This is a genomic window from Mycobacterium sp. IDUB_9, assembly GCF_055419505.1.
Genome location: NZ_JBVAXU010000003.1, coordinates 280840 through 307061 on the forward strand (window position 1 = coordinate 280840; position 26222 = coordinate 307061).

Below are 26222 nucleotides of genomic sequence, written 5' to 3' on the forward strand. Positions count from 1 at the left end.
CGATCAGGCCCGCGCCACTTCTGCGTATGCGGCCGCCAACAGCGACGGGTCAGGGCCTTCCAGTCGGCCCGGCTTCGCCAGTCCGTCGAGCACGACGAACCGCAGAATCCCCGAGCGGTTCTTCTTGTCGCCCGCCATGTAGTCCATCAACTGGGGCAGTGCTGCGGCGTCGTAGGTGACCGGCAATCCGAGCGCCGTCAGCACCGAACGGTGCCGGTCGGCGGTCTCGTCGTCGAGACGCCCGGCCAGCCGGCCCAATTCGGCCGCGAACACCAATCCCACCGACACGGCGGCGCCGTGGCGCCACTTGTACCGCTCGCGGCGCTCGATGGCGTGTGCGAGGGTGTGGCCGTAATTGAGGATCTCACGCAACTGCGATTCGCGTTCGTCAGCAGCAACTACCTCAGCCTTCACCGTGATCGCGCGACGGATCAGTTCGGGCAGGACGGTTCCGGTGGGATCGACGGCCGCCTCCGGATCAGCCTCGATCAGATCGAGGATGACGGGGTCGGCGATGAAGCCGGCCTTCACAATCTCGGCCATCCCGGCGACAATCTCGTTGCGCGGCAAGGTTTCCAGGGTCGCAAGATCCACCAGCACCGCGGCCGGCTGATGAAACGCGCCGACGAGGTTCTTGCCGGCATCGGTGTTGATCCCGGTCTTTCCGCCCACCGCCGCGTCGACCATACCCAGCAGCGTGGTGGGTACGTGCACGATGTCGACGCCGCGCAACCAAGTGGCCGCAGCAAAGCCTGCGACATCAGTGGCCGCTCCCCCGCCCAGGCTGACGACGGCGTCTTTACGGCCAATGCCGATGCGCCCCAGCACTTCCCAGATGAAGCCGACGACGGGCAGTTCCTTACCCGCCTCGGCATCTGGAATCTCGATGCGGTGGGCTTCAATTCCCTTGTCGGCCAAGTGTTGCCGCACGGCTTCGGCGGTCTGGGTCAGCACCGGCTGATTCAGGATCGCCACCTTGTGGCGCCCCTCCAGCGTGTTTCCCAGCTCGCCCAGCAGGCCGGTTCCGATGATGACCGGGTAGGGCCGGTCCACCAGTACCTCGACGATTACCGGGTCAGTCATCATGTCGCTCCGCGTTGCGAGCGGCCAGGGCCGCTGGGGTGGGTATGGCTTTCGATTCAGTATCGGAAGAGGTAGCTGGGGGTTTGCCGCCGGTGGACTCAGAACCAGATGTCGCCCCCGAAGCCGGACCGCGCCGCCAGGGCGGGCGACGCCGCCGCCGCTTGCCGGTCCGCGGCTGCTCGGCCTGTTTCTGGGGTGGGGAGTCTTCCAGTCGCGTGACGATCGTGCGCACCACCGCGCCCGGATTGCGCCGGTTGGTGTTGATCCGCATGGTCGCCACCCGCCGGTACAGCGGCACCCGCTCGGACATCAGGGCACGGAACTTCTCGGCCCGGTCCGGCCCGGCCAGCAGTGGCCGGACCGTGGAACCGCCCGTCCGGCGCACCCCCTCGGCCGCGCTGATCTCCAGGTACACCACGGTGTAACCGGCCAGGGCGGCACGCACTCCAGGGGTGGTGACGGCGCCGCCGCCCAGCGACAGCACGCCGTCGTGGCTGGACAACGCCGAGCGGATGACCTCTTCTTCGATACGGCGGAACTCCGCCTCACCGTCGGTGGCGAAGATGTCGGCGATCGTGCGGCCGGTGGTCTCCTCGATCGCGGCGTCGGTGTCGAGCATCGTGAGGTTCAGCGCCTTGGCAAGCCGGCGGCCGATGGTCGACTTGCCCGAACCCGGCAGGCCGATCAGTACCGCCTTGGGGGCCATCAGCCCAGAGCCTGCGCCGCCGGCTCGCGCTCGGCGACGGCCCGCAGGTAGGCGTCGATGTTGGCGCGGGTCTCGGCCAGCGAGTCCCCGCCGAACTTCTCCAGCACGGCACGGGCCACCACGAGGGCGACCATGGTCTCCACCACCACACCTGCCGCCGGCACCGCGCACACGTCGGACCGCTGGTGAATGGCGACGGCTTCTTCGCCGGTGGCCATGTCGACGGTCGCGAGTGCCCGAGGGACGGTCGAGATCGGCTTCATCGCGGCCCGGACCCGCAGCGCCTGGCCGTTGGTCATGCCGCCTTCGAGGCCGCCGGCCCGGTTGGTCGAGCGGAGGACTCCGTCGGGGCCCGGGTACATCTCGTCGTGTGCGACGCTGCCGCGACGGCGTGCAGTCTCGAAGCCGTCGCCGATCTCCACGCCTTTGATCGCCTGGATGCCCATCACCGCGGCGGCCAACTGGCTGTCCAGGCGGTTGTCACCGCTGGTGAACGAGCCCAAACCGATCGGCAGACCCGCCACGACGACCTCGACGACACCACCGAGGGTGTCGCCGTCCTTCTTGGCATCCTCGATCTCGGCGATCATCAACGCCTCGGCGTCCTTGTCGAACGCCCGGACCGGGCTGTCGTCGATCGCCTCCAGATCGGAGAACTGCGGCGGCGGGCCGTCATACGGCGCCGACGCTCCGATGGAGATGACGTGGGAGACCACCTCGACACCGAGCGCCGCTCGCAGGAAGGCCCGGGCCACGGTGCCTGCCGCCACGCGTGCCGCGGTCTCGCGGGCACTGGCACGTTCCAGCACCGGGCGGGCGTCGTCGAAGCCGTACTTGAGCATGCCGGCATAGTCGGCATGCCCGGGGCGGGGACGGGTGAGCGGGGCATTGCGTGCCACATCGAGGTCGGCCGGATCGACCGGGTCCGGCGACATCACGGTCTCCCATTTGGGCCATTCGGTGTTGCCGATCTCGATCGCGATCGGCCCGCCCAAAGTGGTGCCGTGGCGCACCCCGGCCAGCATGGTGACCTGGTCCTGTTCGAACTTCATCCGGGCGCCTCGGCCGTAGCCGAGACGACGACGCTTGAGCTGTACCCCGATCTCCTCAGAGGTGATGGGCACGCCGGCAACCATCCCTTCGAGCATGGCCACCAGGGCGCGGCCGTGGGATTCACCAGCTGTGGTCCATCGCAACACGGCTGTCATTCTCCCACGTCGGGGTTTGCCTCCCGAAATCCGTGGTCCTCGGCGACGAACGTCGGCTTGTGGGCGAGATTCCGGCCGAGGGTCGAACACGAACCGGAACTCGGTGCGGCTAGGCGAGAACCAGCGCCACCGCGGCCGCGCTGGCCGCACACATCGACGGTCCGTGCGGCACTGTCCTGATCCCGCGCACGGCCGCGCCGAGTGCCAGGAATGCGGTGACCAACGGTGCGGCCAACGCCGCCAACAACCACACATCGGCACCGAAGGCGCCGGTCATCGCACCCAGCCCGACCGCAAGTTTGACGTCGCCACCGCCCATGGCCCGTGGCGATGCCAGATGCACCACCAGATACAGCACCGACAGAGCCGCGGCGCCGGCCACTGCGGCGGGGCCATGTCCACCCAGTGTCGCCGCACCCAGAATCAGCGCCGCCCCGGGAAGCGTCAGCCAGTTCGGCAACCGCCGTTCCCGAATATCGAACGCGCTCAACGTCACCAGCCACACCACGATGACGGCTACCCCTACCCCCATCAACCGAGGCTAAGGCCGGAGCAGCGCGTCTCTCATCGCCTCTTTGGGTGCAGGCATTCCGGTGAACTGCTCCACTTGGGCGAAGGCCTGGTTCAGGAGCATCTGCAGCCCGCTGATCGCCTCGCCGCCTGCCGCCTCGACGGCCTCGGCCAGCGGGGTCGGCCAGGGGTCGTAGATGGCGTCGAGCACCCGCGGCACCGCGGCCAGTTTGCCCGCGTAGGCGGCCGCCACGTCGGCCGGGATGGTGCTGACCGCCGCATCCGCGGTGGCCACCGTGTCGCTCAGCGCCGTGCCGCCGATGTCGCACCAGCTGCCCTGCGCTCCGCACCGACCGGCCAACTCCACCAAACGCAATGCCTTGGTCTCGTCGCGGGCGACGATGGTGATCTGCCGCGCGCCGAGTTCGGCCAGGGCGACCACAGCGGCCGGAGCCGTACCGCCGGATCCGATGACCAGTGCCGAGTCGCCGGCCGTGCCGAGCGCGCCGATCACTCCGTCGATATCGGTGTTGTCGGCGCGCCACCCACCCGTGGACGCCCGGACCAGGGTGTTGGCCGAGCCCACCAATTGGGCGCGGTCGGTGCGCTGATCGGCAAACTCCAAGGCGGCGAACTTGCCGGGCATGGTGACCGACAGGCCGACCCATTCCGGGCCCAGCGTCCCGACGAGGCCCGGCAGTTGTTCGGCCGTGCACTCGATGCGCTCATAGGTCCATGACGGCAGCCCCAGCGCGCGGTAGGCGGCCAGATGCAGCTGCGGCGAACGCGAATGGGTGATCGGCGAGCCGAGGACTGCGGCTTTGCGGCCGCTATCTGGCACGGCGGCGGGCCGCCTATCTGGCACGGCGGCGGGCCGCCTATCTGGCACGGCGGCGGGCCGCCTATCTGGCACTGTCGAGGACACCGTTGTGCTGCGCCTGTTCGATGTTGGCCAGGTGTTGTTCGTAGTCGCGGGTGAACAAGGTGGTGCCCTGCAGATCCACGGTCACGAAGTACAACCAGTCCCCTGCCGCCGGATGCTCGGCCGCGGCGAGTGCATCGGTGCCGGGCGAGCAGATCGGTGTCTGCGGAAGCCCTTGACTCATATAGGTATTCCACGGGGTGGTCTTGGCCCGGTCGTCATCGGTGGTCGCCACTTCCTGGCGGTCCAGCGGATAGTTCACCGTCGAGTCGAACTCCAGCTTGCGGTGTTCGGCGAGTCGGTTGTAGATCACCCGGGCAACCTTGTCGAAGTCCTGCGGCTTGGCCTCGCGTTGCACCAGAGACCCGACCGTGAGGATCTCGTACGGCGACATCTGCATGGCCGCGGCAGTGTCCAGCAGTCCGCTCTGGGTATACATGGTGGCGCTGCCGGCGATCAGGGTGGACAGGATGTCCTGTGGCTTCCCGGCCGGGTCGACGTTCCAGGTGCCGGGCGCGATCAGCCCTTCGAGCCGCCGGTGATCGTTGGGCATTGCCGCAACCGGACCAGCAGCCCAGTCGGGTACCGCCAAGGCTGCGGCGGGCGCCGTCTGCGCGGCCGCCCGTAGCTCCTCGACGGGTACGCAGCGCTTCGCGCCGTCGAGTTCGACGCAGGAGGCCTGCGAGATCAACGTGAAGATGCCTTCGGTGACGGCCTTGGTCCTGACATCCGCGGTGTCGTCGAGCTGACGACCCTCCGGGATGGTCAGCTTGCCCACCCGGCTCTCCGGATCAGTCAGGCGCTCAACGGCGTTCGCCGCCGGGATCTCGGTGCGCAGCTTGTAGAACCCGGGTTGGATCGCCGAGATCGCCTCGTTCTTGTGGGCCGCGTCGACGAAGGCCTTGATCGTGGCGACCACCTTCTGTTCCTGCAGGGTCTTGGCGATGGCTGTCGTGGAATCGCCGTCGTGGACCTGGATGACGACATCGGCGACACCGTCCCCCGCGTAGTCGCCGGCCGACCCTGACATGCCGTGCCACAGCCTGGACCCGAGGAACACCGCGCCGATCACCACCACGATGAGCGCTGTGAGTGAGAAGCCCCTGGTGACGCGTCGCTTCCGGTCATTGCGGGCTTTGCGGGCCCGCTCGGCCTTGCTCAGCCCGCGGCGCGGTGGTCCGACCACCTCGGGCTTGGCCTTGTCGGCGCCCCACTTCTCAGCCATCCATGCCCTCTCCGCGCGCAGCCAGTGCCGCACGCCGCTGATCGAGCCAGCTCTGCAGAATGCCAACCGCAGCGGCCTGATCGATCATCGCCTTTTGTCCCTTTGCCCGAACCCCCGCTTCACGCAACGATCGCTGCGCCGAAACAGTAGTGAGCCGCTCATCGGCCAACCGCACCGGTATCGGGGCGATCCGACGGGCCACCAGATCCGCCAGTTCGATGGCGTCGACTGCGGATGAGCCGGCCCGGTCGGCGAGTGTGCGTGGCAGTCCGACGACGACCTCGACGGCCTCGTACTCGCCGATCAACGTCACCAGTCTGCGCAGGTGTCTACCCGACCTGTCCCGCTTGTCCCGCTGAACGGTCTCGACCGGGGTGGCCAGAATCCCGTCGGGATCGCAACTGGCCACACCGATCCGAACGGTTCCGACATCGATGCCGATACGCCGACCCCGTCCGGGGTCATCGTCCCCTGGGCGGTCCGGTAGTCGATCGTCGACCGTGTCGGACACGAGGCTTAGCCTCGGCCGATCTCGGCGCGCAGCGCAGCCAATGCCGCGTCGATACCCGCCGCCCCCTTACCGGAACCTTGTGCCATGTCAGCCTTGCCGCCACCGCGGCCGTTGACCGCCGCGCCGAACTGCTTGACGAGTTCGTTGGCGCGTAGGCCCAGATCCTGTGCGGCCGGGTTGACCGCCACCACGAAGGGCACCGAGTCGTCCTCGCCCTCGGCGATCAGCGCGACCACTCCCGGGTCGGAACCGAGCTTGCCCTTGATGTCGCCGACGAGGCTGCGCAGGTCACCGGCCGACATGCCGCCGGCCATGCGTTGTGCGACCAGTCGGACCTTGCCGATGGTCTCCGCACCGGCGGCCGCGTTGGCCGCCGCGGCGCGGGCGTTGGCCAACCGGGCCTTGTCGAGTTCCTTCTCGGCCGCCTTGAGTCGTTCCACCAGGTTCGCCACCCGGGCGGGCACCTCTTCGGAGGGCACCTTGAGCGACGAGGCGAGTCCTGCCATCAGGGCGCGTTCCTTGGCCAGATGGCGGAAGGACTCCAGCCCGACGTAGGCCTCGACCCGGCGGATACCGGAGCCGACCGACGATTCCCCGAGGATGGTGACCGGGCCGATCTGGGCCGAGTTGTGTACGTGGGTACCGCCGCAGAGCTCCAGCGAGAACGGGCCGCCGATCTCGACCACCCGCACCTGGTCGGGATAGTTCTCACCGAACATCGCCATCGCACCCATCGCCTTGGCCTTGTCCAGTGCGGTGAGGAAGGTGTTCACCTGGTAGTCGGCCTCGACGGCCTGGTTGGTGACTTCTTCAATCTGTGAGCGCTGGTCGTCGGTGAGCGCGCCCTGCCAGTTGAAATCGAACCGCAGGTAGCCGGGACGGTTCAGCGAACCGGCCTGAACGGCGGTGGGGCCCAGCACCTGTCGCAGCGCGGCGTGCACCATGTGAGTACCGGAGTGGCCCTGGGTTGCGCCGTGGCGCCACTTGGGATCCACTGCGGCGGTGACGGTGTCGCCCTCGACGAACTCCCCGGACTCAACCGAAACGCGATGCGCCCACAGGGTTTTGGCGATCTTCTGCACATCGGTCACGGCCGCCTTGGCGGTGGCCGACGACCCGGTGCCGGCGATGGTGCCTTCGTCCGCGATCTGGCCGCCCGCCTCGGCGTAGAACGGGGTGCGGTCCAGGATGAGCTCGATCCGCTCGGCATCCAGCCCGTCGTGGGTCACCACCGGTACCCGCTTGCCATCCACGAAGATCCCGAGAATGCGTGCCTCGGTGGATAATTCGTCGAATCCGGTGAACTCGGTGGGGCCGGTATCGACCAGCTCGCGGTACGCCGAGAGGTCGGTGTGGGCCTGCTTGCGCGCGGCGGCGTCGGCCTTGGCGCGCTGTCTCTGCTCGGCCATCAACGACCGGAAGCCCTGCTCGTCGACAGACAGACCCGCCTCGGCCGCCATCTCCAGGGTGAGGTCGATCGGGAAGCCATAGGTGTCGTGCAGGGTGAACGCGTCACTCCCCGACAGCACGGTGGCCCCAGATTTCTTCGTCGCCGCGGCCGCATCGTCGAACAGCCGCGAACCCGACACCAGGGTGCGGTTGAACGCCGTTTCCTCGGCCACCGCGATGCGCTGGATCCGCTCGAAATCGGCGACCAGCTCGGGGTAGGACGGGCCCATGGCGTCGCGCACGATGACCATCAGGTCGGCCATGATCGGCTGATCGACACCGAGCAGCTTGGCGGCGCGGATGATGCGCCGCAGCAGCCGGCGCAGCACGTACCCGCGGCCCTCGTTACCGGGGCTGACACCGTCGCCGATGATGATCGCCGCGGTGCGCGTGTGGTCGGCGATGATGCGGTAGCGCACGTCGTCCTCGTGGCTGCCTTCGCCGTATCCGCGGGGCGCCACGGCGGCGACGGCGTCGATCACGGGACGCAGCAGATCCGTCTCGTAGACATTGTCCACGCCCTGCAGCAGGCAGGCGACGCGCTCGATACCCATCCCGGTGTCGATGTTCTTGCGGGGCAGCGGCCCGAGTATCTCGTAATCCTCTTTCGAGGTGCCCTCACCTCGCTCGTTCTGCATGAACACGAGATTCCAGATCTCGATGTAGCGGTCCTCGTTGGCCACCGGGCCACCGTCGACGCCGTATTCCGGCCCGCGGTCGTAGTAGATCTCCGAGGAGGGGCCGCACGGCCCCGGGATGCCCATCGACCAATAGTTGTCGGCCATGCCCCGGCGCTGGATGCGCTCGGCGGGCAGGCCGGCGACTTCCTGCCACAGCTCGATCGCCTCGTCGTCGTCGAGATAGACCGTTGCCCACAGTTTTTCCGGGTCGAATCCGTAGCCACCTTCGCTGACCGGGTTGGTCAGCAAGCTCCAGGCGAGCTCGATGGCGCCCTTCTTGAAGTAGTCGCCGAACGAGAAGTTGCCGGCCATCTGGAAGAAGGTGTTGTGCCGGGTGGTGATGCCCACCTCGTCGATATCGGGCGTGCGGATGCACTTCTGGACGCTGGTGGCCCGGTCCCACGGCGGGGTACGCGCGCCGAGGAAATAGGGCACGAACTGAACCATGCCGGCATTGACGAACAGCAAGTTCGGGTCGTCGAGGATCACCGAGGCGCTGGGCACCTCAGTGTGACCCGCCTTCACGTAGTGATCGAGGAAGCGCTTCCTGATCTCGTGTGTCTGCACGTCGCCTCTGTCCTCGTGTTCGTGGGTGGCTGAGGTTGCGCGAGCAACCACCAGTTCGACCGCCTTACATTACCGTTCTGCGCGTTCGCCCCGAACAGGGCGACAAGCCTCACGCGCCCAGGAAGCTCAGCCGCACCGAACGTTGCGGGTTGTCGCGGTTGAGATCGACCAGCACCACGCTCTGCCAGGTTCCCAGCAGCGGGTTCCCACCCTGGACCGGCAGGGTGACCGACGGCGACACCAGGGCGGGAAGGACGTGATCTGCGCCATGGCCCCTCGACCCGTGGCTGTGCCGGTAGCGATCGTCACGCGGCAACAACCGTTCCAGGGTATCGAGCAGGTCGTCGTCGGAGCCGGCGCCGGTCTCGATGATGGCCACACCTACCGTCGCGTGCGGGACGAACACGTTGCACAGGCCGTCACGGTGTTCACCGCAGAACTGCCGCACGGTGTCGGTGAGGTCGACGATGCGGCGCCGCGAGGTGTCCACGTCGATCACGTCGGTATCCATCCGCCCAGCCTACGAGGCACCCGCCGACCCATTGCCACCTGCGACGTACCGGAGGAAGGTGGGGATGGAGCCGGTGGCGCCACCGGGGCGCCGCCCTGGCAGGAAGGGGTGGATCGTGTTCGCACGTTCAACCACGATCGCGGCGCGCAACCAGGCCATCGACGCCGGTATCGCCCATATCCGCGATGATGTGATGCCGGCCCTCGACGACATCGACGGCTGCGTCGGCCTGTCCCTGATGGCGAATCGGGAATCGGGCGAGTGTGTCCTCACGACGGCATGGCGGTCCGAAGAAGCCATGCATGCCAGCGCCGCCGCGATAGCGCCGATGCGCCATCGCGTCGTGCAGACATTCGCCGGCACCGCCACCGTCGACGAATGGGAGATCGCGGTGGTTCACCGCGAGCAGTACTCGGCACCCGGCGCGTGTGTGCGGGCGACCTGGCTGCGGACCCGCCCCGAACTGTTCGACCGGGCCGTGGAGTTCTACCGGACCTCGGTGTTGCCGGCGATGGAGGACCTCGAGGGTTTCTGCAGCGCCAGCCTCATGCTTGACCGCGGATCGGGCCGGGCAGTGTCCTCGGCCACCTTCGACAGTGCCGAGGCGATGGACCACAACCGCGACCAGGCCAGGGCGTTGCGCACGGCCCGGCTACGCGATCTGAGCGCCGATCAGATCGACGTCGGTGAGTTCGAACTCGTACTGGCCCACCTGCGCGTACCCGAGATGGCCTGACCGAGAACGCGTCCAGAATTGACGGCACCGTTTGGGCGGTAGTCGCCGGGGGTATCTCCCCTCCAGCCCAATACCGCCTGGAGGAGAAATGACCATCACCGGCATCATCAGCGCGATCTTGATCGGCATTGTCGTCGGCCTGATCGGCCGGCTGATCGTCCCCGGCAGACAACCCATCGGCATTCTGGTGACGATCCTGGTCGGCATCGTGTCGGCATTCATCGGCAGCGCCATCGCCCGTGCACTCGGCATCCCCACGATGACCAACGGCATCGACTGGCTCGAATTGCTCGTCCAGGTCATCGTCGCCGCCATCGGCGTGGCACTAGTGTCCGCCTTCATGGGACGTGGAAGGACAGGCATTTTCGGTACCCGACGGTCCGGCCTGCTGCGCTGACCATCGAACCCACACCACGGCCCCGGTTGAATATTCAACTGGGACCGTGGTTCTCGATTGGGCCGTCAGCGACGGATGTTGCGGATGATGGCCCGCAGCTTGCCCACCCGGGTGACGAGCTCGCGTTCGAACCCGCGCCCGGTCGGCTGGTAATAGTCCGTCCCCACCAGATCATCTGGTGGATACTGCTGCGCCACAACACCATCGGGATGATCGTGGGCGTATCTGTAGCCCACGGCGTTGCCGAGTTTCTGTGCACCCGAATAGTGGCCATCCCGCAGATGCGGAGGCACCAACCCGGCATTGCCCGCCCGGATGTCGTTCATCGCCGCGCCGAGCGCCGTGGTCACCGCATTGGACTTCGGCGCGGTGGCCAGGTGCACGGTCGCATGGGCCAACGTCAACTGAGCCTCGGGCATGCCGATCAGCTGCACAGTCTGGGCCGCAGCGACCGCGGTCTGCAGCGCGGTGGGATCGGCCATCCCGATGTCCTCGCTGGCCAGGATCATCAGCCGGCGCGCCACGAACCGCGGGTCCTCCCCCGCCACCAGCATCCGGGCCAGGTAGTGCAACGCGGCGTCGACATCGGATCCGCGCACGGACTTGATGAAGGCGCTGACGACGTCGTAGTGCTGATCGCCGTCGCGGTCGTAGCGCACCGCGGCCTTGTCCAGCGACTGCTCGATGGTCTCGACGGTGACGACGCCACCCGGCGCTCCGGCTGTTTCAGTTGCCACCTCCAACGCCGTCAACGCCCGACGGGCATCGCCGGCGGAGAGCTGCACCATGAGGTCCACGGCGTCATCGGTGACCTCGACCGCGCCACCCAGACCCCGCGGGTCGGTGATCGCGCGGCGTAGCACCATCTCCACGTCCTGCGGGGCCAGCGGCTGCAACTGCAAGATCAGCGAGCGCGACAACAGCGGCGCGACCACCGAGAACGACGGGTTTTCCGTGGTGGCCGCCACCAACAGCACGACCCGGTTCTCCACCGCGGCCAGCAACGCGTCCTGCTGGGTCTTGGAGAAGCGGTGCACCTCGTCGATGAACATCACGGTCTGTTCGCCGTGGTGAACGAGGGCCGTCCGCGCCTTTTCGATGACGGCGCGCACCTCCTTGACCCCGGCGCTCAGTGCCGAGAGCGCCTCGAACCGGCGGCCGGTGGCCTGCGAGATCAACGACGCCAGGGTGGTCTTGCCGGTGCCGGGCGGGCCGTACAGGATGACCGATGCCGCGCCGGATCCCTCCACCAGCCGGCGCAAGGGCGAGCCAGCCTGCAACAGATGCGATTGGCCGACGACCTCATCGAGTCCGGCTGGACGCATCCGCACCGCCAACGGCGCCGACGAGCGCTCGCGCGAGGAGCCGACCAACCCCGTGCCGGGCGCAGCGAGCGAGCCGGGGGCATCCGGCCCCGGGTCACCTGGCACGTCGAACAATCCGTCGGACACGCCTTCTGCTTACCACGCCGCCACGACGGCCTACGCCGGTGCGGTGACGAAGTCGATCAGTTCCTCGACCCGGCCGATCAGCGCGGGCTCCAGATCATTCCAGTCGCGAACCCGGCCGCGGATCCGCTGCCATGCCCGCGCGATGTCGGCCTGGTCCTGGTGCGGCCAGCCCAGCGCATCACAGATGCCGTGTTTCCACTCCACGCTGCGCGGGATGGTCGGCCAGGCTTTGATCCCGAGGCGGGCCGGCTTGACGGACTGCCAGATGTCGACGAACGGGTGCCCGACCACCAGCGTGTGCTCGCCTCCGGGGCCTCTGCGCACCGCCTCGGCGATGCGCGCCTCCTTCGAACCCGTGACGAGGTGATCGACCAGCACGCCGAGCCGCCGGCCCGGTCCGGGTGCGAACTCGGCCACGATGTCGGCCAGGTCATCCACACCGCCCAGATATTCGACGACGACGCCTTCAATGCGCAGATCGGCACCCCAGACCTGCTCGACGAGCTCGGCGTCGTGCCGGCCCTCGACGTAGATCCGGCTGGCCAGCGCAACCCGCGCCTTGGCCTTCGGTACCGCGACCGATCCAGATGCCGTGCGCGCCGGCGCCGCGGCCCGCTTGGGCACCACGAGGCTGACCGGCTTGCCGTCGATCAGGAAGCCCGGGCCCATCGGGAAAGTCCGCACTTTGCCGCGGCGGTCTTCGAGCTCGACGCGGCCGCCCTCGATCCGCACCACCGCACCCACGAAACCGCTCTGGGCATCCTCGACGACCAGGCCCTTCTCCGCGGGCTGTTCTTTCGATCGAGTCAGCTTGGGCGTGTGCGGGTTTCGGGACAGGATGTCGGAGCCGTAGCGATCAGTCACGCCGCGATCCTAGAAACGCCTGCGGCGATAGCGGGGTTGCGACATACGATCGTGATCGTGCTGTTAACTCGCACGCTGGCTGCCGCATCAGCGCTGATGCTGGTGGCTTCGGCGGGTGCCTGCAGTTCGCGAACTGAACCCGCCTGTGGGATCGCGGGAATGACCGTGTGCCCCAAGCCGCTCGATCATGAGCTGCCGAATGTGGCGGACATGCTCACCTGGAATCAGACGCAGCGGGTGGTCGGATTCCGCAACGATTACCGGGCCTACCCCGGTGATCTGTTCCGCCACGGCGACCCGTTTCCGCTGCCCAGCGCCGATCGTCAATTGACCGACACGTCCTACACCGTCGGCGGCGTCAGCCACGATCTCGACGACTATCTGGAACGGCAGAGTGTCACCGGGATGCTGGTGCTCAAGGACGGCAAGATCGCCTATGAGCACTACGGCGCCGGAAACGACCCTTCCACGCTGTGGACGTCGCGCTCGGTCGGCAAGTCCGTGGTGTCCACCCTGGTCGGCGTTGCGGTCAAGGACGGTGCAATCGGTTCTCTCGACGACCTCGTCACCGAATACGAGCCCGACTTCGCCGGTACCGCCTTCGACGGTGTCACGCTACGACAGCTCATCACGCACACCTCCGGGGTCGAATGGAACGAGGACTACACCGACCCGGGTTCGGATTTCGCCAAACTCACGGCGTGCGAGGCTGCTGACGACACCTACCGGTGCGTGTACTCGCTCGTCCACGGTCTCAGTCGGAAACCCGGCGTCAAACCGGGTGAGGTGTGGTCGTACACCACGGGCGGCGCCTGGTTGCTCGGCGACATCCTGGAGAAGGCCACCGGAACCAATATCGCCACGTATCTGCAGGACAAGATCTGGAAGCCGTTCGGCATGGCCGACGACGGTGTCTGGCATTCCTACGAACTGGGTCGTCACGACATGGGCGGGCACGGGTTCAACGCCACCCTCACCGACTGGGGACGCTTCGGGCTGTACGTCATGCGCAACGGCGAACTGCCCGACGGCACCGAGACCCTGCCCGACGGCTGGATGCGCGATGCGCGGACGTGGACGACAGCCCGGGGTTCGGTGACCGCGAGCCATCCCGAGGGCACCTACGGCTACCAGTGGTGGAACAACAGCATCGCGGCCGATGCGGGTGAGGTGAGCCCGCCACGAACTGCGGGGATGGACGAAAATCTCTGGGCACTCGGCATATTCGGGCAGGTGATCATGGTCGACCAACGGCAGAACCTGGTGCTGGTCCAGTGGTCGACATGGCCGCAGGCCGAACCGGCCTTCAACACCCTGCCGCTGGAGACATCGCTGATGTTCAGCGCGATCGCCCGGGAACTCAGCCGGCCGTGACCTCGTCCACGACGGCATGGACGAAGCGCATCTTCTCCAGCACCGCGGGCGCCAGCACGAACGGGTACAGATCGTCGTGGCCCATCGACCGGTTCACCATGTTCAGCGACCAGGCGAGCGGCAGCCACATCTCGATGATGGTGTCGAACCCGGCGGGCCCCAGAAAGCGTCGTCCGAAAGCCGCCCCGGCGGGGGCGAACCCGAAAGCCGCAGCGGTGTCGAGGGTGTCGCGGATGTGAAGGTAGTGCGCGAAGGTCTCGGCCCAGTCCTCGGCGGCGTGCATGGTCGCATAGGACGAGACGCAGTGGTCCTCCCATCCCGACGGGGGACCCTGTGCGTAGTGGCGGTCCAGCGCCGCCTGATAATCGGCGTCGGCATCCCCGAACAGTCGGGTGAACCGCGTGCGGTAGTCCGCTGACGGGGTGATCAGCCGATAGAAGTAGTAGTGACCGATCTCGTGGCGGAAGTGGCCCAGCAGCGTGCGGTACGGCTCGTCCATCGCGATGCGTAGCTGTTCACGGTGTACATCGTCGCCCTCGGCCAGGTCCAGGGTGATGACACCGTTGTGATGGCCGGTGAGCACCTGCTCGAACCCGCTGGAGAGCAGGTCGAACGCCAACCCGAACCGAGGGTCCTCGTCGCGGCCCACGATCGGCAATTTCAGTTCGTGCAGTTCGGCGATCAGCCGGCGCTTGGCCTGTTCGGCCTCGGCGAACGACGCCAACGCCGCGGTATCGGCATCGGCGGGGCGGGTCCTGGTGAGCCGGCACGACGCGCACAACGGATGTTCACCGATGCGTACCAGCCAATTGCATTCGGCCAGATGAAGATTCGCGCACAGCCGGTACTGATTCTCATCGACGGCACCGGCGTGGCCGCTCCGGGTGGAGTCGGTGATCACCAGCAGCGCCATGTCACCGAGTGAGAAGCCGAGCGCACTGCGGCACGACAGACACAGGCTGTTCTCGAATGCCAGCCGCTGGCCGCAGTTGGGGCAGTTGAAATCACGCATGCAGCAACCGTCCTCGGTCCGGTGGGCACGGCGCCACGTCGACCGACACCTCGATCACGCTGCTGTCCGAGTCCGTGTAGATGATGCCGCGGACCGGGGGGATGTCCGCGTAATCGCGGCCGAACCCGGCCACGATGTAGCGCTCGTCGACCATCTGATCGTTGGTGGGATCCATTCCCAGCCAGACGTTCTGCGGCGTCCACACGGACGCCCAGGCATGCGTGGCGTCGACCCCGATCATGCGTTCCTTACCGGGCGGCGGATCGGTGGCCAGGTAACCCGAGACATAGCTGGCCGCCAGGCCGTTGGCCCGCAGACAGGCGATGGCCAGCCGGGCGAAGTCCTGACAGACTCCCTCGCGCGCCGCCAGCACCTCGGCCACCTGGGTGGACACCGTCGTCGATCCCGACCGATACGTGAAATCGCGGTAGATCCTCGACGTCAGCTCACGAAGCACCTCGATCAGCGGTCGCCCGGGCACGAAACTGGGTGCGGCGTACGCGCGCACAGCGTCGGTGATCTCCGGCGGCGCGAGGTCGAGGGTGAACTCCGCGGCCAGCGCGCCGTCGCCGCCGATCGGGCGGGCCAACTCCCACGGCGCCCTGGCTGATGCGCCCGAATAGTGTTCGGGTGCAAACGGATCCACCTCCACCACGGATCGGCTGGTGATACTCAGGGTGCGGTGGCGTTCGGTGACATGAAAATACGAACTGATGTTGCCGTAGGCGTCGCGGCTGGTGGAACGGTCGGCCGCGTCCGGGTCGATCACCAAGAGGTGGGACAGACACCGCTGCCATGGCAACTCACGCGGTGTGAGAAAGCCGCGCCCGTAGGAGCTGGTGACATCGTCCGAATAGCGATAGACGGTGCGATGGGTGATCTCGTAACACCGGTTGCCCGCCGCGCCCGTGGGTCCGGTCATGGCACCACCCGCCGTTCGTCGGGCCCCCACAGCGGTTGCATGCCACCGGGCAGCGACAGGTGCGCCTCGGTGATGACACCCGCGAGATCGCTGAGACCGGCGTGCACGGCGTCGAGCAGACCGGCGAGTGCGGCCCGGGTCCTGTCCTCGGCGACCTCCTCCAGATCTGCCGGGTCGAGACGACGCAATCGGGTGGCCAGTTCGTCGATCAGGCGTTCCGGGCGCGACGAGCCCGACGCTCCGGGCAGGGGCTTGAGGTCCGAACGGATGCGCTCCAACTGGTAGATCAGCGATCTGGGGTTCTCGGCGTCGAACAACAGCAGTTCGGCCACCGCGGCAATGCTGATCTGTCCGGGGTTACGCCGCCGGTAGATCACCGCGGATTCACAGACCACCAGGGTCGACTCGGTCACCGCGCGTTCGGCTGCCGCAGTACGCACCGTCGTCAAGGTGGCTCGCAGTAGTGCAGTCAGCGTGAGCCCGCGCTCGATGCGCTTGCCGAGATCCATCGTGGTCCAGCCGACGTCCTGCACCATCGATTCCGCGGTCACCCCGGACAACGCCAACATCCCGGCCAGGGTCTGGCTGTGCGCGGTGGCAAGGTATGCCTCTGCGACATTGGGCGACTGGGGCGGGACGGCCGATGGCCGTAGCACGGCACGTTCGACACCGGCCAGCACCATCCAGGTGTCGTTGGACATCTGGTCGCGGACCGCCCGGGCGGCCAACCCGAGCCGTTCCACCGATTGGGTGAGCGATCCCGGCCGATGCCGGTCGACGGTGGCCGACCACAGCGTGGTCGGGGCGATCGCGATCATCTCGTGGACATCCGCGGCGTCACCGGTGTCGGTACCGGTGATCGAACCGAGCGCGGTCAGCAGCACCGGAACACACTGACTCTCTTCAAGATCCCGACGGTAGCGGTATTCGTGGTAGCGCTCCCGGGTGACGGTGAGCAGTCGCGCCATGCACTCGGCACGTTCGGCGTACCGGCCCATCCAGAACAGGTCGGCGAGCACCCGCGGCGAGCTGACCGCCCGGGTCGGGCTGGAAACCGCGCCCGGTGAGACCAGCTCGTCCGAGACCGTCGGGATGCGCTCGGCCGTGACGCGTTGCGGGCTGCGCACCCAGACATCCTTGGCGGCAAGGGTGTTCATCCGGTATGCGGTGTTTCCGGGAGCTACGACGTAGCCCAGTCCACCGATCATCGGCGCGTACCCGCCGCGCTGGGCCACGGTGAACAGCCGCATACCGACATTGCCTGCGGAAAACCCTCTGGACCGGTAACTGGTCGGTGCAGTGGAGAACTGGGGCAGTTCCTGGCCCACCCACTGCGCGGGATCGGCCTCGATGCGCGCCGCCAACTCCTCGCGATCCGCGCCCGAGAGCATGGGCCCGACGATCGTGGCGCCGCCGGTCACCGGCCGGATCAACAACGATGACAGTTTGGTGAGCAGATGGGAACGCTCGATGTCGATGCCGCCCCAGTACATCGGCGCGGTCGGCAATTGCGGTGTCTCACCGACCAACAGATCGGCCAGCTGCGGCAGAAACCTTGCCAGACCGGGACTTTCGAGAATGCCGCTGCCCAAGGTGTTGACCACCGTCACGGACCCGCGACGCAACGCCTCGACCAGTCCCGCCACGCCGAGCCGAGAATCGGGCCGCAGATCCAGTGGATCCACGTAATCGGCGTCGACCCGGCGTAACACCACGTCGACAGGTTTGAGCGTGCCCAGCGACCGCATCCACAACCTGCCGTCCCGGACCACCAGGTCGGCACTCTCCACCAATGGGAAGCCGAGTACCCCCGCCAGGTAGGCCTGGTCGAAGGCGGTCTCGGAATGGCTTCCCGGGGTGAGCACGACGACCGTCGGCTCTTCGGCGGCCTCGGGGGCCGCGTCGAGCAGCGCGAGCCGCAAGGCCTGAGCCCACGGTGAGGAGGGCCGGGGACCCACCCGCTCGTACAGGTCGGGGGCCGCGTGCGCGATGACGCGGCGATCAGCCAACGCGTAGCCGGCACCCGAGGGTGCCTGGGTCCAGTCGGCATTCACCATGAACGCGCCGTCGTCGCCGCGGCTGATGTCGCAGCCGTGGAGAAACAGCTGGTGACGGCCGGGCACCACGATGCCGCGCGCGGCCCGCAGGTACCCGGGATGGGCGAACAACAGCCGGGACGGCAGAACCCCGCTGGTGATCGAGCGGCGGGCCCCGTACAGATCGGTCAGCACCGCATCGAGCAGCCGGGACCGCTGCACCAGGCCTGATTCCAGGCAGTCCCAGTCCGCGGCGGAGACCACCAGGGGCAGGGCGTCGAGATGCCAGGGGCCCGGCACCGCGGTGCCGTCATCGTCGGTGACCACGTCCCCGTAGGGATCCAGCTCGATGTAGGTGATGCCGTCGTTGTCGACGAGGCTGCGCACCATGACACGCAGTCGGTCCAGGCCGTCACGGCCCCGCTCGCCGACGCCCGCGGCCAGCTCACGCCAGGCCGGCCGGACATTGCCCGAGCCGTCGACCAACTCGTCGTAGCCGGCACCGGCGCCGTCGTCCCGAACGTCGAACAATGCTCGTTGGGCCCTGGAACGGCGGTAGCCGGCCAGCACACCGTCGACGTCTGTCCCGTAGGCAGCACGACTCGCACCGGTGTCCAGGGCAACACCGGCGGCCTGAGCGGACTCCGGTGAGCCGTTCGCGCGAAGAGCCATCAGTGAAGAACGGTACGCACCCGACGATGATCCGGGCTTGCTGGCGCACCGGGCCGAGTGAATCGGCGACAGTCGGCCCGCGTGCGCACGATCACGCCGCCCAGATGCGGCCGGATTTGCCCGACGCTGGTTGAATTCAGCGGTGAGGTAACCGAGCGAAGGGATGTGGCCGCCCGCGATGTGGAGCACCGTGCTGGTGATGGCCGTCGTGGCGGCAGTCGATCCGCTCAGAATCGGGGTCGTTGCCTTCATGCTGTCGCGGTCACGGCCGGTGCGGTTGTTACTCCCCTTCTTTCTGTTCGCCTTCACCGCCAATGTCGCGGTGGGCGCCGCGGTGGTGTTCGTGTTCAAGAACGTCACCGGCGACGGCGGACGCACCATGCCCCCAGGACTGGAGATCGGCATCGGTGTCGTGGCGCTGGCGATCGCCGTGCTGTCCATAACCGGGGTGCTCGAACGCCTTGTCAATCGAATACGGACGCGCCGGACGGTGCCGGCCGCACCCACGGCGGACTCGGTGCCGGGCCTGTCGAACCTGCCGGCCGGGATGCAGGCCGCGTTGCGCGGCGAGGCGCCATGGGCAGCTGGACTGCTGGGCCTGATCAACGGTTTTCCCACCCCGTACTACCTGGCCGCGATGGCTGCCGCCCTGACATCGGGCGCCGCGGTGGCCGAGCAGATGGCCGCGATGGTCGTGTTCAATCTGGTCGGTTTCCTCGCGGCCATCATCCCGATAATCAGTTTCTGGGTCGCCCCGGCGGCCACCAGGTCCGGCGTCGAGCGGATCTACGAGTGGATGGGAATCCACCATCGACTCGTGGTCGCCGTGATCGCCGGCGCGGTCGGCATGTACTTCCTGGCCACCGGCATCAGCCACCTGTGACGGCGCGGCGGCGCACCTGGGCGCGACGATAGACCGACAGCACCAACAACCCTGCCAGCGTGATACCCACCAGGTTCACCACCAGTTGCAGGACGGACTGGGCGGCCACATCCCACTCCCCGACAGTCGCCGCGACCACCGCGAAACCAGCCGCAGGCACGGTCGTGACCGAGATGAAGACGCCCACCAGAGCTGCCGACTTCGACGACACCAGCGACAGCATCCCGGCCGCTCCGGCCAGCAGCGCCACGACGAAGGAGAACGGGCCGACCTGGAAGATGAAGTCGACATCCTGCAGTTCCCGCGTGCTGGTCAGCGTGACCCAGCCCAGCGCCTCGAACCCGAGCGTGGCCACGGCGGTCACCACCATTGCCAACGGAAACCCGATCGCCAATGCCGCCGACGCGCGTCGCGCCAATGACGTCCGCCGCTGGACGAGAGCGACGGCCAGTGCGGCGAGCGGACCGAACTCGGGACCGACGACCATCGCCCCGACCACGGTGACGGGTGAATCGGTGAGCACGCCGACCGCTGCCAGCATGCAAGCGATGCAGAGGAACATCATGTAGGTGACGTTCAGATGAGATTCCTCGCGGGTCCGGGAGACGAGTTCGTCCCACACCACCGCATCGGCACCATCTCCTTCCGCGGCATCCTCCGCGTGGTACGCCAGACTGGACAACACGGTGTCGAGCGGCTCCAGGGTGATGGCGCCGAAGTGGTGCACGTCAAGGGATTTCAGCCGCTCGACGACGTCGTTGGCCGCCTCCCTGGCGACATCGGCGGTGATCTGGTCACCGGCGGGTTCAACCGCTGCGTCGGCGAGCAACACGATGTTGGCGACACCGGGCTGGGCGTGCAGGACATGGAGAATCGGTTCGCGCAGATCTGCCGGCGCTATGACGCGTAAGTGCAGCACAATCCGACAGTATCGGCAGTGCGGCCGGTTCCCGCTGATCGGCGTTCGTCAGTTGCTCAGTCCCACCAGAAGACCCACAACGGGTGCGCCAGCCTGCGCGCGAGCGCATCGAGTGAACCCGCCTCGGTGTTGACCGAATCGTCGCAGTACAGGTAGGCCTCCAGGGCCGCGGTGAGCGCCTCGGGCCGGCTGGACGGTGGCTGATTCGCCACGAGCACCAGAAACTCGTCGTCGAGAGCCAACACTTCGGTCCGATAGCGGGCGGACCAGCGGCGCAAGATCGCCGCGTGTTCGACGCCGAGGACGTCGGAATTGATTGCTCCCGACCACTGGAGCAGCCCGGGAACCAGCCAATCCGCGGGCGTGGGAATCAGCGCCAGCCGTGAGTACTCACCGCGGGAATCGAAGTCGGCGAACGGCTGCCGCCAGTCCCCCGGGTCTGCACCGTCGAACCCGGACGGATGGCGCGGGATGTCGCACTCGGCGGTACGGGTGGCGAATTCTCGTTCCAGCCAGCGGGCGCCGTCGAGTTCTGCTGCCAACAACGGTGTTTCGTCGGCGATGCCGTCCATCCCGATCCGGTGCCAGGCCATGTCGGTGAGCAGCACGGGCCACAACCCCGTCGCCGGGAACCGCGCCCGGGCCGCAAGCCACGCCTCCGTCGCCGGAACACCCGGCGGCACAGGTACCGACCACATAGGCGCTCGGTGGGCCAGCACGTCATCGTGGCGTTGCAGTTCACCCACGACTATCCCCGCCTCGGCGAGGGCCGCGGCGGGATCGCGGGGCGGGGCCACCGCCACCGGCGGCGCCATCACCGGATCCGGCGCGAAAGGCGGTGCCTCCAGCGCCGGGACACCCGGACTGGCCGCCGGCGCCGGCGCCGGCAGGAACGGTGGGTCACCGGCGGACGCGGGTGGCGTCACGGGCCGGCCGGTGAGCAGTTGAGCCAGCCCGATCAGATCCGCGGCCACGGCGGTCACGGCCATGCCGTGACCGTCGTCTTCGACGGCCCACACCGTGGGATCACCCGGACCCTGCTTCAGAAAAGCCACCCCGTAAACCGGTATGACCCTGGGTTCTTCGGCGAGCTTCGCGCTGGCCAGCTTCCACGCCGCGTCGCCACCGGGGTTGTCGCCCCATGCGGGATGCCACAGCGCACCCGCGCGCACGGCGTGCAGCAACTCGCGCACCGGCCGGCCGATGTGTGCCCGAAGCGTCACTTCGTCGGCGTTGCGCCAGTCCGGCCAGCCGGACCCCACCGGTAGCCCGGCCGACAGAAAGCCGCGGTGATCATCGCTGAACCACAAGGAAAACCGTGATTCGAGGGCGTTCAGTTCGGCCTCGGTGAGCCCCGGCTCGATCCGCCATGGGCCGTGTTCGGCCAGGATCTGCAACGCTTCGGCTGCGCGGCTCACGAGGTGGGACGTTCGAAGCGGACGACGAGTTCGTCGGCCGGCACGTGGTGCCCTTCGTCACAACGGATTTCGACTCCGGCCAGCGCGCCACACCCGTCGTGTGCGAGCCGCAGCCCAGTGTCGCCGAGATGCTTGCGACCCCACTCGAACATCGCCCACACCACCGGCATGAAGTCGGTACCGGATGCGGTGAGGACGTACTCGTCGCGCTCCCGCTGGCCCGGCTCGCGGTAGGGCCGCTTTGCCAACAGGCCGGCCGCCACGAGGTCAGAAAGCCGCGCCGAGGTTGCCGCCTTGGTGATCCCGACCCGACGGGCGAAGTCGTCGAACCTAGTGGTGCCGTAGAAGGCCTCGCGCATGATCAACATCGCCGACTTGGTGCCTGCGAACGCCATGGTCCGCTCGACCGGACAGTGCCCCACCGCCGACCAGCTGTCGCGATCGGCCAGCTTGCCCTGCAGCATTCCCACGGAATCAAACTCCCTATCTGAGTTGTTCTAACTATACCCAGGTGCTATATCTGGGTAGCCATCACAATACTCAGCGTGGAGCATCAGGAGGCCAAGATGACCGGATATGCAGACCGGGACGCAGTCATCGTCGGAGCGGTCCGTACCCCGATCGGCAAGGGCAAGGCCAGCGGCGCACTGCACGGCGTCTTGCCTGCGGACCTGCTGGCGCACAGCCTGCGGGAGCTGATCACCCGCACCGGCGTCGACCCGGCACTGGTCGACGACGTCATCGCCGGGGCCGTCACCCAAGTAGGCGATCAGGCGGTCAACATCGCCCGTAACGCCCTGCTGGGCGCGGGCTTCCCGGAAACCGTTCCCGGAACCACGGTGGACCGGCAGTGCGGCAGCAGCCAGCAGGCGATCAGCTTCGCCGCCCAAGGCGTGCTGGCCGGCGCCTACGACATCGTGATCGCCGCAGGCGTGGAATCCATGTCGCGGGTACCGATGGGCAGCTCGGTATTGCCGGGCAGCGACCCGTTCGGCCTGGCCTTCGCCGAGCGATATTCCGAAGGCCTTGTCCCGCAAGGGATCAGCGCAGAGCTGATCGCAGCCAAGTGGGGCTTCTCCCGCGCCCAGCTCGACGAGTTCTCCGCGAGCAGTCACGAGAAGGCAGCCCGCGCCACCAAGGACGGACTGTTCGAGGCCGAACTCGCCCCCATCGCCGGACTGAGCACCGACGAGATCATCCGGCCGGGGACGACGGTGGACACGCTGTCCGTGTTGAAGCCGGCGTTCTACAACGAGGCCTACGCCGCCCGATTCCCTCAGATCAACTGGGAGATCACCCCCGGTAACTCGTCACCGCTGTCCGACGGCAGTGCCGCCGTGATGATCACCAGCGGTGCGACGGCCAAGAAGCTCGGGCTCAAGCCGCTCGCCCGGATCCACACCACCACGGTGGTCGGGTCGGACCCGCTCTACATGCTCACCGGTGTCATTCCGGCCACCGAAAAGGTCCTGGCGCGTGCGGGTTTGACGCTGGCCGACATCGACCTGTTCGAGGTCAACGAGGCGTTCGCGCCGGTGGTGCTGGCCTGGGCTCACGATGTCGGAGCAGACCTCGCCAAGACCAACGTCAACGGCGGAGCCATCGCGATCGGCCATCCGCTCGGCGCCAGCGGTGCGCGCATCATGACCACTCTGGTCAATGCCCTGGCACAGCGGGGTGGACGCTACGGCCTGCAGACGATGTGTGAGGGCGGCGGCATGGCCAACGCCACCATCATCGAACGGCTCACCTGATCCCCGCCTGATGCCCACCTGATCCCCGCCGAAACGGCATTCCGGCAGAGAATGTTCGAATAGGGCCCTGCTGGAATGCCGTTTCGGCGCGAAGAGGTTAGGCGCGGACCAGTTCGAACAGCGGGATGGCCCGAGTGGTCTTCGACTGGTATTCGGCGAACACCGGGGCGCGCTCGATGATCTTCGGGTACGCCGCGTCGCGCTCGTCGGCGGGCAGCTCCCGGCCCGTCGCGTCATAGGCATCGGTGCCCACCTCGATGCGCACCTTCGGGTTGGCCCGCAGGTTGTGCACCCAGGCCGGATCCTTTGGCCCACCGGCGTAGGAGCCGACGATCAGCATCCTGCCGTCGACTTCCAGGTAAGCCAGCGGCGACATCCGGGGCTGACCCGACTTGGCACCGATGGTGTGCAGCAGCAACAGCGTGCCGCCTTCGAAAGGCCCACCCACCTTGCCGCCGTTGGCCCGGAATTCCTCGACGACGCCGCGGTTGAAGTCATCGAGGGCCGCCACGTCGGCGACCAGTTCACTCTTGTCGAAGTTCGGATCGGTATCGGTCATGACTTCTTGAGCTCCTCGGGCTTGGCGTCTATTCCCGATTCCTTGCGCTGCTGCGCGGTGATCGGAGCCGGCGCGTCGGTCAACGGGTCGACGCCGCCGCCGGACTTGGGGAACGCAATGACCTCGCGGATCGAATCCACCCCGGCCAGCAGTGCGGTGATGCGGTCCCAGCCGAAGGCCAGGCCGCCGTGCGGTGGTGCACCAAAAGCGAAGGCGTCCAACAGGAATCCGAACTTGTCCTGGGCTTCGGCATGGTCGATACCCATCATCGCGAACACCCGCTCCTGGATGTCGCGGCGATGGATACGGATCGAACCGCCGCCGATCTCGTTGCCGTTGCAGACGATGTCGTAGGCATCGGACAGCGCGTTGCCGGGATCGGTGTCGAAGGTCCCCTCCGATTCGGGCTTCGGCGCGGTGAAGGCGTGGTGCACGGCAGTCCAGGCACCCGAACCCACGGCGACGTCGCCCGAGGCGGTCGCCTCGTCGACGGGTTCGAACATCGGGAAGTCCACCACCCAGGTGAATGCCCAGGCGGCCGGGTCGATCAGGTCGAGGCGCTTGGCGATCTCGATGCGGGTGGCGCCGAGCAGCGAACGCGCCGACTTGACCGGGCCGGCCGCGAAGAACACGCAGTCACCCGGCTTGGCGCCGACGTGGGCGGCCAGGCCGTCCCGCTCGGCGTCGGTGAGGTTCTTGGCCACCGGACCACCCAACGTTCCGTCCTCGGCGACCAGTACGTAGGCCAACCCTTTGTGACCGCGTTGCTTGGCGAACTCCTGCCAGCCGTCGAGGGTGCGGCGCGGCTGCGATGCCCCGCCTGCCATGACGACAGCACCCACGTAGGGCGCCTGGAACACCCGGAACGGGGTGTCCTTGAAGTACTCGGTGCACTCGATGAGCTCGACGCCGAATCGCAGGTCGGGCTTGTCGGAACCGAACCGGCGCATCGCGTCGGCGTAGCTGATCCGGGGCAACGGCAGCGGCAGGTCGTAACCGATGGTCGACCAGACCGACTTGAGCACCTGCTCGGCGATGGCAATCACGTCGTCGGCGTCGACGAAGCTGAGCTCCATGTCCAGCTGGGTGAACTCCGGCTGGCGGTCGGCACGGAAATCCTCGTCGCGGTAGCAGCGCGCGATCTGGTAGTAACGCTCCATGCCCGCCACCATGAGCAGCTGCTTGAACAGCTGGGGGCTCTGCGGCAGCGCGTAGAACGAGCCGGGCTGCAGTCGCGCGGGCACCAGGAAGTCGCGGGCGCCCTCGGGGGTGGAGCGCGTCAGGGTCGGGGTCTCGATCTCGACGAAGTCGTGCTCGGCCAGCACGTTGCGGGCAGCGGCATTCACCTTGGAGCGCAACCGGATTGCGTTGCCTGGTCCTTCGCGGCGCAGATCCAGGTAGCGGTACTTGAGCCGGGCTTCCTCGCCTGCGGTCTCGTCGAGCTGGAACGGCAGCGGAGCGCTCTCGCCCAGCACCGTGAGCGACGTCGCGTTGACCTCGATTCCTCCGGTCGGGATCTCGGCGTTCTCGTTGCCTTCGGGACGTACCTCGACGAGGCCGGTGACGGCGATGCAGAACTCGGCGCGCAACCGGTGGGCGGCGGCGAGCACGTCGCCCTCGCGGAACACCACCTGGGACACGCCCGACGCGTCGCGCAGATCGATGAAGATGACACCGCCGTGGTCACGGCGACGCGCCACCCAACCCGCCAGGGTCACCGTCTGTCCGGCATCGGTGGCCCGCAACGAACCGGCGGCATGACTGCGCAACACGAAAACTCCTGAATGTCGAGTCGGAAGAGACTGGTGGTGACGAGTGAACAGTCTAGAGAGTCGCTTGTCCCGGTAACTTGG

At 67.5% G+C, this 26222-nt stretch carries 23 protein-coding genes and 1 pseudogene; 5 read left to right on the forward strand and 19 right to left on the reverse strand.

Features of this window, described 5'->3' with window-relative positions:
• Positions 1-3: 3 nt before the first annotated feature.
• The 9 genes and pseudogenes from aroB to ACZY08_RS15745 all read right to left on the reverse strand — a co-directional run bounded on the left by aroB (position 4) and on the right by ACZY08_RS15745 (position 9360).
• On the reverse strand, positions 4-1083 hold the full coding sequence (aroB, locus tag ACZY08_RS15705) for a 3-dehydroquinate synthase (protein WP_463745733.1): 1080 nt from the start codon (positions 1081-1083) through the stop codon (positions 4-6).
• A 181-nt stretch (positions 1084-1264) separates the two neighbouring features.
• Positions 1265-1789, reverse strand: a pseudogene (locus tag ACZY08_RS15710) (shikimate kinase); the annotation flags it as partial.
• Positions 1789-2988: a chorismate synthase gene (gene aroC / locus ACZY08_RS15715; RefSeq protein WP_463745984.1), complete on the reverse strand. Its 1200-nt coding sequence runs from the start codon at positions 2986-2988 to the stop codon at positions 1789-1791. The gene aroC and the pseudogene ACZY08_RS15710, both read right to left, overlap by 1 nt.
• A 118-nt stretch (positions 2989-3106) precedes the next feature.
• Positions 3107-3529 carry a prepilin peptidase gene (locus ACZY08_RS15720; RefSeq protein ID WP_463745732.1) on the reverse strand — a complete coding sequence of 141 codons (423 nt, stop codon included), beginning with the start codon at positions 3527-3529 and terminating at the stop codon, positions 3107-3109.
• A 9-nt stretch (positions 3530-3538) separates the two neighbouring features.
• Entirely contained in the window at positions 3539-4372 is an 834-nt protein-coding gene (locus tag ACZY08_RS15725) for a shikimate dehydrogenase (protein ID WP_463745731.1), read from the reverse strand.
• 37 nt (positions 4373-4409) lie between these two features.
• The gene (locus ACZY08_RS15730; protein ID WP_463745730.1) at positions 4410-5654 is read right to left on the reverse strand and encodes an endolytic transglycosylase MltG; all 1245 of its coding nucleotides are present in this window, start codon (positions 5652-5654) and stop codon (positions 4410-4412) included.
• Entirely contained in the window at positions 5647-6165 is a 519-nt protein-coding gene (ruvX, locus tag ACZY08_RS15735; protein ID WP_463745729.1) for a Holliday junction resolvase RuvX, read from the reverse strand. Before ruvX ends, ACZY08_RS15730 begins: the two co-directional genes overlap by 8 nt.
• Before the next feature lie 5 nt (positions 6166-6170).
• Positions 6171-8861 carry an alanine--tRNA ligase gene (gene alaS, locus ACZY08_RS15740; protein WP_463745728.1) on the reverse strand — a complete coding sequence of 897 codons (2691 nt, stop codon included), beginning with the start codon at positions 8859-8861 and terminating at the stop codon, positions 6171-6173.
• A gap of 109 nt (positions 8862-8970) precedes the next feature.
• Positions 8971-9360, reverse strand: a complete 390-nt coding sequence (locus ACZY08_RS15745) for a secondary thiamine-phosphate synthase enzyme YjbQ (RefSeq protein WP_463745983.1) — start codon at positions 9358-9360, stop codon at positions 8971-8973.
• A gap of 127 nt (positions 9361-9487) precedes the next feature.
• Between ACZY08_RS15745 and ACZY08_RS15750 the strand changes: the two genes are divergently transcribed.
• Both ACZY08_RS15750 and ACZY08_RS15755 read left to right on the forward strand, forming a co-directional pair.
• Positions 9488-10108: an antibiotic biosynthesis monooxygenase gene (locus ACZY08_RS15750; RefSeq protein ID WP_463745727.1), complete on the forward strand. Its 621-nt coding sequence runs from the start codon at positions 9488-9490 to the stop codon at positions 10106-10108.
• An 88-nt stretch (positions 10109-10196) separates the two neighbouring features.
• The gene (locus tag ACZY08_RS15755; protein WP_463745726.1) at positions 10197-10505 is read left to right on the forward strand and encodes a GlsB/YeaQ/YmgE family stress response membrane protein; all 309 of its coding nucleotides are present in this window, start codon (positions 10197-10199) and stop codon (positions 10503-10505) included.
• 65 nt (positions 10506-10570) lie between these two features.
• Here the strand turns inward: ACZY08_RS15755 and ACZY08_RS15760 are convergent, their stop codons facing one another.
• Both ACZY08_RS15760 and ACZY08_RS15765 read right to left on the reverse strand, forming a co-directional pair.
• Positions 10571-11878, reverse strand: a complete 1308-nt coding sequence (locus tag ACZY08_RS15760; protein WP_463745982.1) for a replication-associated recombination protein A — start codon at positions 11876-11878, stop codon at positions 10571-10573.
• Between the two features lie 108 nt (positions 11879-11986).
• Complete coding sequence (locus ACZY08_RS15765; protein ID WP_463745725.1) at positions 11987-12820, reverse strand: DUF3097 domain-containing protein; 834 nt, start codon at positions 12818-12820, stop codon at positions 11987-11989.
• 57 nt (positions 12821-12877) lie between these two features.
• Here ACZY08_RS15765 and ACZY08_RS15770 point away from each other — a divergent pair, with 57 nt between their 5' ends.
• The gene (locus tag ACZY08_RS15770; protein ID WP_463745724.1) at positions 12878-14194 is read left to right on the forward strand and encodes a serine hydrolase domain-containing protein; all 1317 of its coding nucleotides are present in this window, start codon (positions 12878-12880) and stop codon (positions 14192-14194) included.
• On the opposite strand, the gene ACZY08_RS15775 is transcribed toward ACZY08_RS15770, so the two are convergent.
• Genes ACZY08_RS15775 through ACZY08_RS15785 form a run of 3 tightly spaced genes read right to left on the reverse strand, consistent with a single transcriptional unit; the run spans position 14181 to position 18836 of the window.
• The gene (locus ACZY08_RS15775; RefSeq protein ID WP_463745723.1) at positions 14181-15206 is read right to left on the reverse strand and encodes a zinc-binding metallopeptidase family protein; all 1026 of its coding nucleotides are present in this window, start codon (positions 15204-15206) and stop codon (positions 14181-14183) included. The genes ACZY08_RS15770 and ACZY08_RS15775 overlap by 14 nt on opposite strands.
• Positions 15199-16128, reverse strand: coding sequence for a transglutaminase family protein (locus ACZY08_RS15780; protein WP_463745722.1), 930 nt, complete (start codon positions 16126-16128; stop codon positions 15199-15201). The genes ACZY08_RS15775 and ACZY08_RS15780 overlap by 8 nt, the downstream gene beginning before the upstream one ends.
• Complete coding sequence (locus ACZY08_RS15785) at positions 16125-18836, reverse strand: circularly permuted type 2 ATP-grasp protein (protein ID WP_463745721.1); 2712 nt, start codon at positions 18834-18836, stop codon at positions 16125-16127. Before ACZY08_RS15785 ends, ACZY08_RS15780 begins: the two co-directional genes overlap by 4 nt.
• A gap of 163 nt (positions 18837-18999) precedes the next feature.
• Here ACZY08_RS15785 and ACZY08_RS15790 point away from each other — a divergent pair, with 163 nt between their 5' ends.
• A complete protein-coding gene (locus ACZY08_RS15790) occupies positions 19000-19719 on the forward strand; it encodes a GAP family protein (protein WP_463781820.1) in 720 nt (239 codons plus the stop codon).
• On the opposite strand, the gene ACZY08_RS15795 is transcribed toward ACZY08_RS15790, so the two are convergent.
• Genes ACZY08_RS15795 through ACZY08_RS15805 form a run of 3 tightly spaced genes read right to left on the reverse strand, consistent with a single transcriptional unit; the run spans position 19706 to position 22526 of the window.
• Positions 19706-20638 carry a DUF389 domain-containing protein gene (locus ACZY08_RS15795; RefSeq protein ID WP_463745719.1) on the reverse strand — a complete coding sequence of 311 codons (933 nt, stop codon included), beginning with the start codon at positions 20636-20638 and terminating at the stop codon, positions 19706-19708. The two genes, ACZY08_RS15790 and ACZY08_RS15795, sit on opposite strands and share 14 nt — an antisense overlap.
• A 56-nt stretch (positions 20639-20694) precedes the next feature.
• Positions 20695-22056, reverse strand: coding sequence for a DUF4253 domain-containing protein (locus tag ACZY08_RS15800; protein WP_463745718.1), 1362 nt, complete (start codon positions 22054-22056; stop codon positions 20695-20697).
• The gene (locus ACZY08_RS15805) at positions 22053-22526 is read right to left on the reverse strand and encodes a winged helix-turn-helix transcriptional regulator (RefSeq protein WP_463745717.1); all 474 of its coding nucleotides are present in this window, start codon (positions 22524-22526) and stop codon (positions 22053-22055) included. The genes ACZY08_RS15800 and ACZY08_RS15805 overlap by 4 nt, the downstream gene beginning before the upstream one ends.
• 96 nt (positions 22527-22622) lie before the next feature.
• Here ACZY08_RS15805 and ACZY08_RS15810 point away from each other — a divergent pair, with 96 nt between their 5' ends.
• Positions 22623-23810 carry a thiolase family protein gene (locus ACZY08_RS15810; protein WP_463745981.1) on the forward strand — a complete coding sequence of 396 codons (1188 nt, stop codon included), beginning with the start codon at positions 22623-22625 and terminating at the stop codon, positions 23808-23810.
• Between the two features lie 97 nt (positions 23811-23907).
• Here the strand turns inward: ACZY08_RS15810 and ACZY08_RS15815 are convergent, their stop codons facing one another.
• Positions 23908-24369: a nitroreductase family deazaflavin-dependent oxidoreductase gene (locus ACZY08_RS15815; RefSeq protein ID WP_463745716.1), complete on the reverse strand. Its 462-nt coding sequence runs from the start codon at positions 24367-24369 to the stop codon at positions 23908-23910.
• Positions 24366-26141: an aspartate--tRNA ligase gene (gene aspS / locus ACZY08_RS15820; protein ID WP_463745715.1), complete on the reverse strand. Its 1776-nt coding sequence runs from the start codon at positions 26139-26141 to the stop codon at positions 24366-24368. The genes ACZY08_RS15815 and aspS overlap by 4 nt, the downstream gene beginning before the upstream one ends.
• Between the last annotated feature and the right edge of the window lie 81 nt (positions 26142-26222).

Excerpts from the sequence above, each read along its gene's own strand:
- aroB (WP_463745733.1), bottom strand. The coding sequence starts at position 1,083 with ATGACTGACCCGGTAATCGTCGAGGTACTGGTGGACCGGCCCTACCCG.
- ACZY08_RS15720 (WP_463745732.1), bottom strand. The coding sequence starts at position 3,529 with ATGGGGGTAGGGGTAGCCGTCATCGTGGTGTGGCTGGTGACGTTGAGC.
- ACZY08_RS15730 (WP_463745730.1), bottom strand. The coding sequence starts at position 5,654 with ATGGCTGAGAAGTGGGGCGCCGACAAGGCCAAGCCCGAGGTGGTCGGA.
- ACZY08_RS15755 (WP_463745726.1), top strand. The coding sequence starts at position 10,197 with ATGACCATCACCGGCATCATCAGCGCGATCTTGATCGGCATTGTCGTC.
- ACZY08_RS15775 (WP_463745723.1), bottom strand. The coding sequence starts at position 15,206 with ATGCGTGATTTCAACTGCCCCAACTGCGGCCAGCGGCTGGCATTCGAG.
- ACZY08_RS15780 (WP_463745722.1), bottom strand. The coding sequence starts at position 16,128 with ATGACCGGACCCACGGGCGCGGCGGGCAACCGGTGTTACGAGATCACC.
- ACZY08_RS15785 (WP_463745721.1), bottom strand. The coding sequence starts at position 18,836 with ATGGCTCTTCGCGCGAACGGCTCACCGGAGTCCGCTCAGGCCGCCGGT.
- ACZY08_RS15790 (WP_463781820.1), top strand. The coding sequence starts at position 19,000 with ATGTGGCCGCCCGCGATGTGGAGCACCGTGCTGGTGATGGCCGTCGTG.
- ACZY08_RS15810 (WP_463745981.1), top strand. The coding sequence starts at position 22,623 with ATGACCGGATATGCAGACCGGGACGCAGTCATCGTCGGAGCGGTCCGT.
- ACZY08_RS15815 (WP_463745716.1), bottom strand. The coding sequence starts at position 24,369 with ATGACCGATACCGATCCGAACTTCGACAAGAGTGAACTGGTCGCCGAC.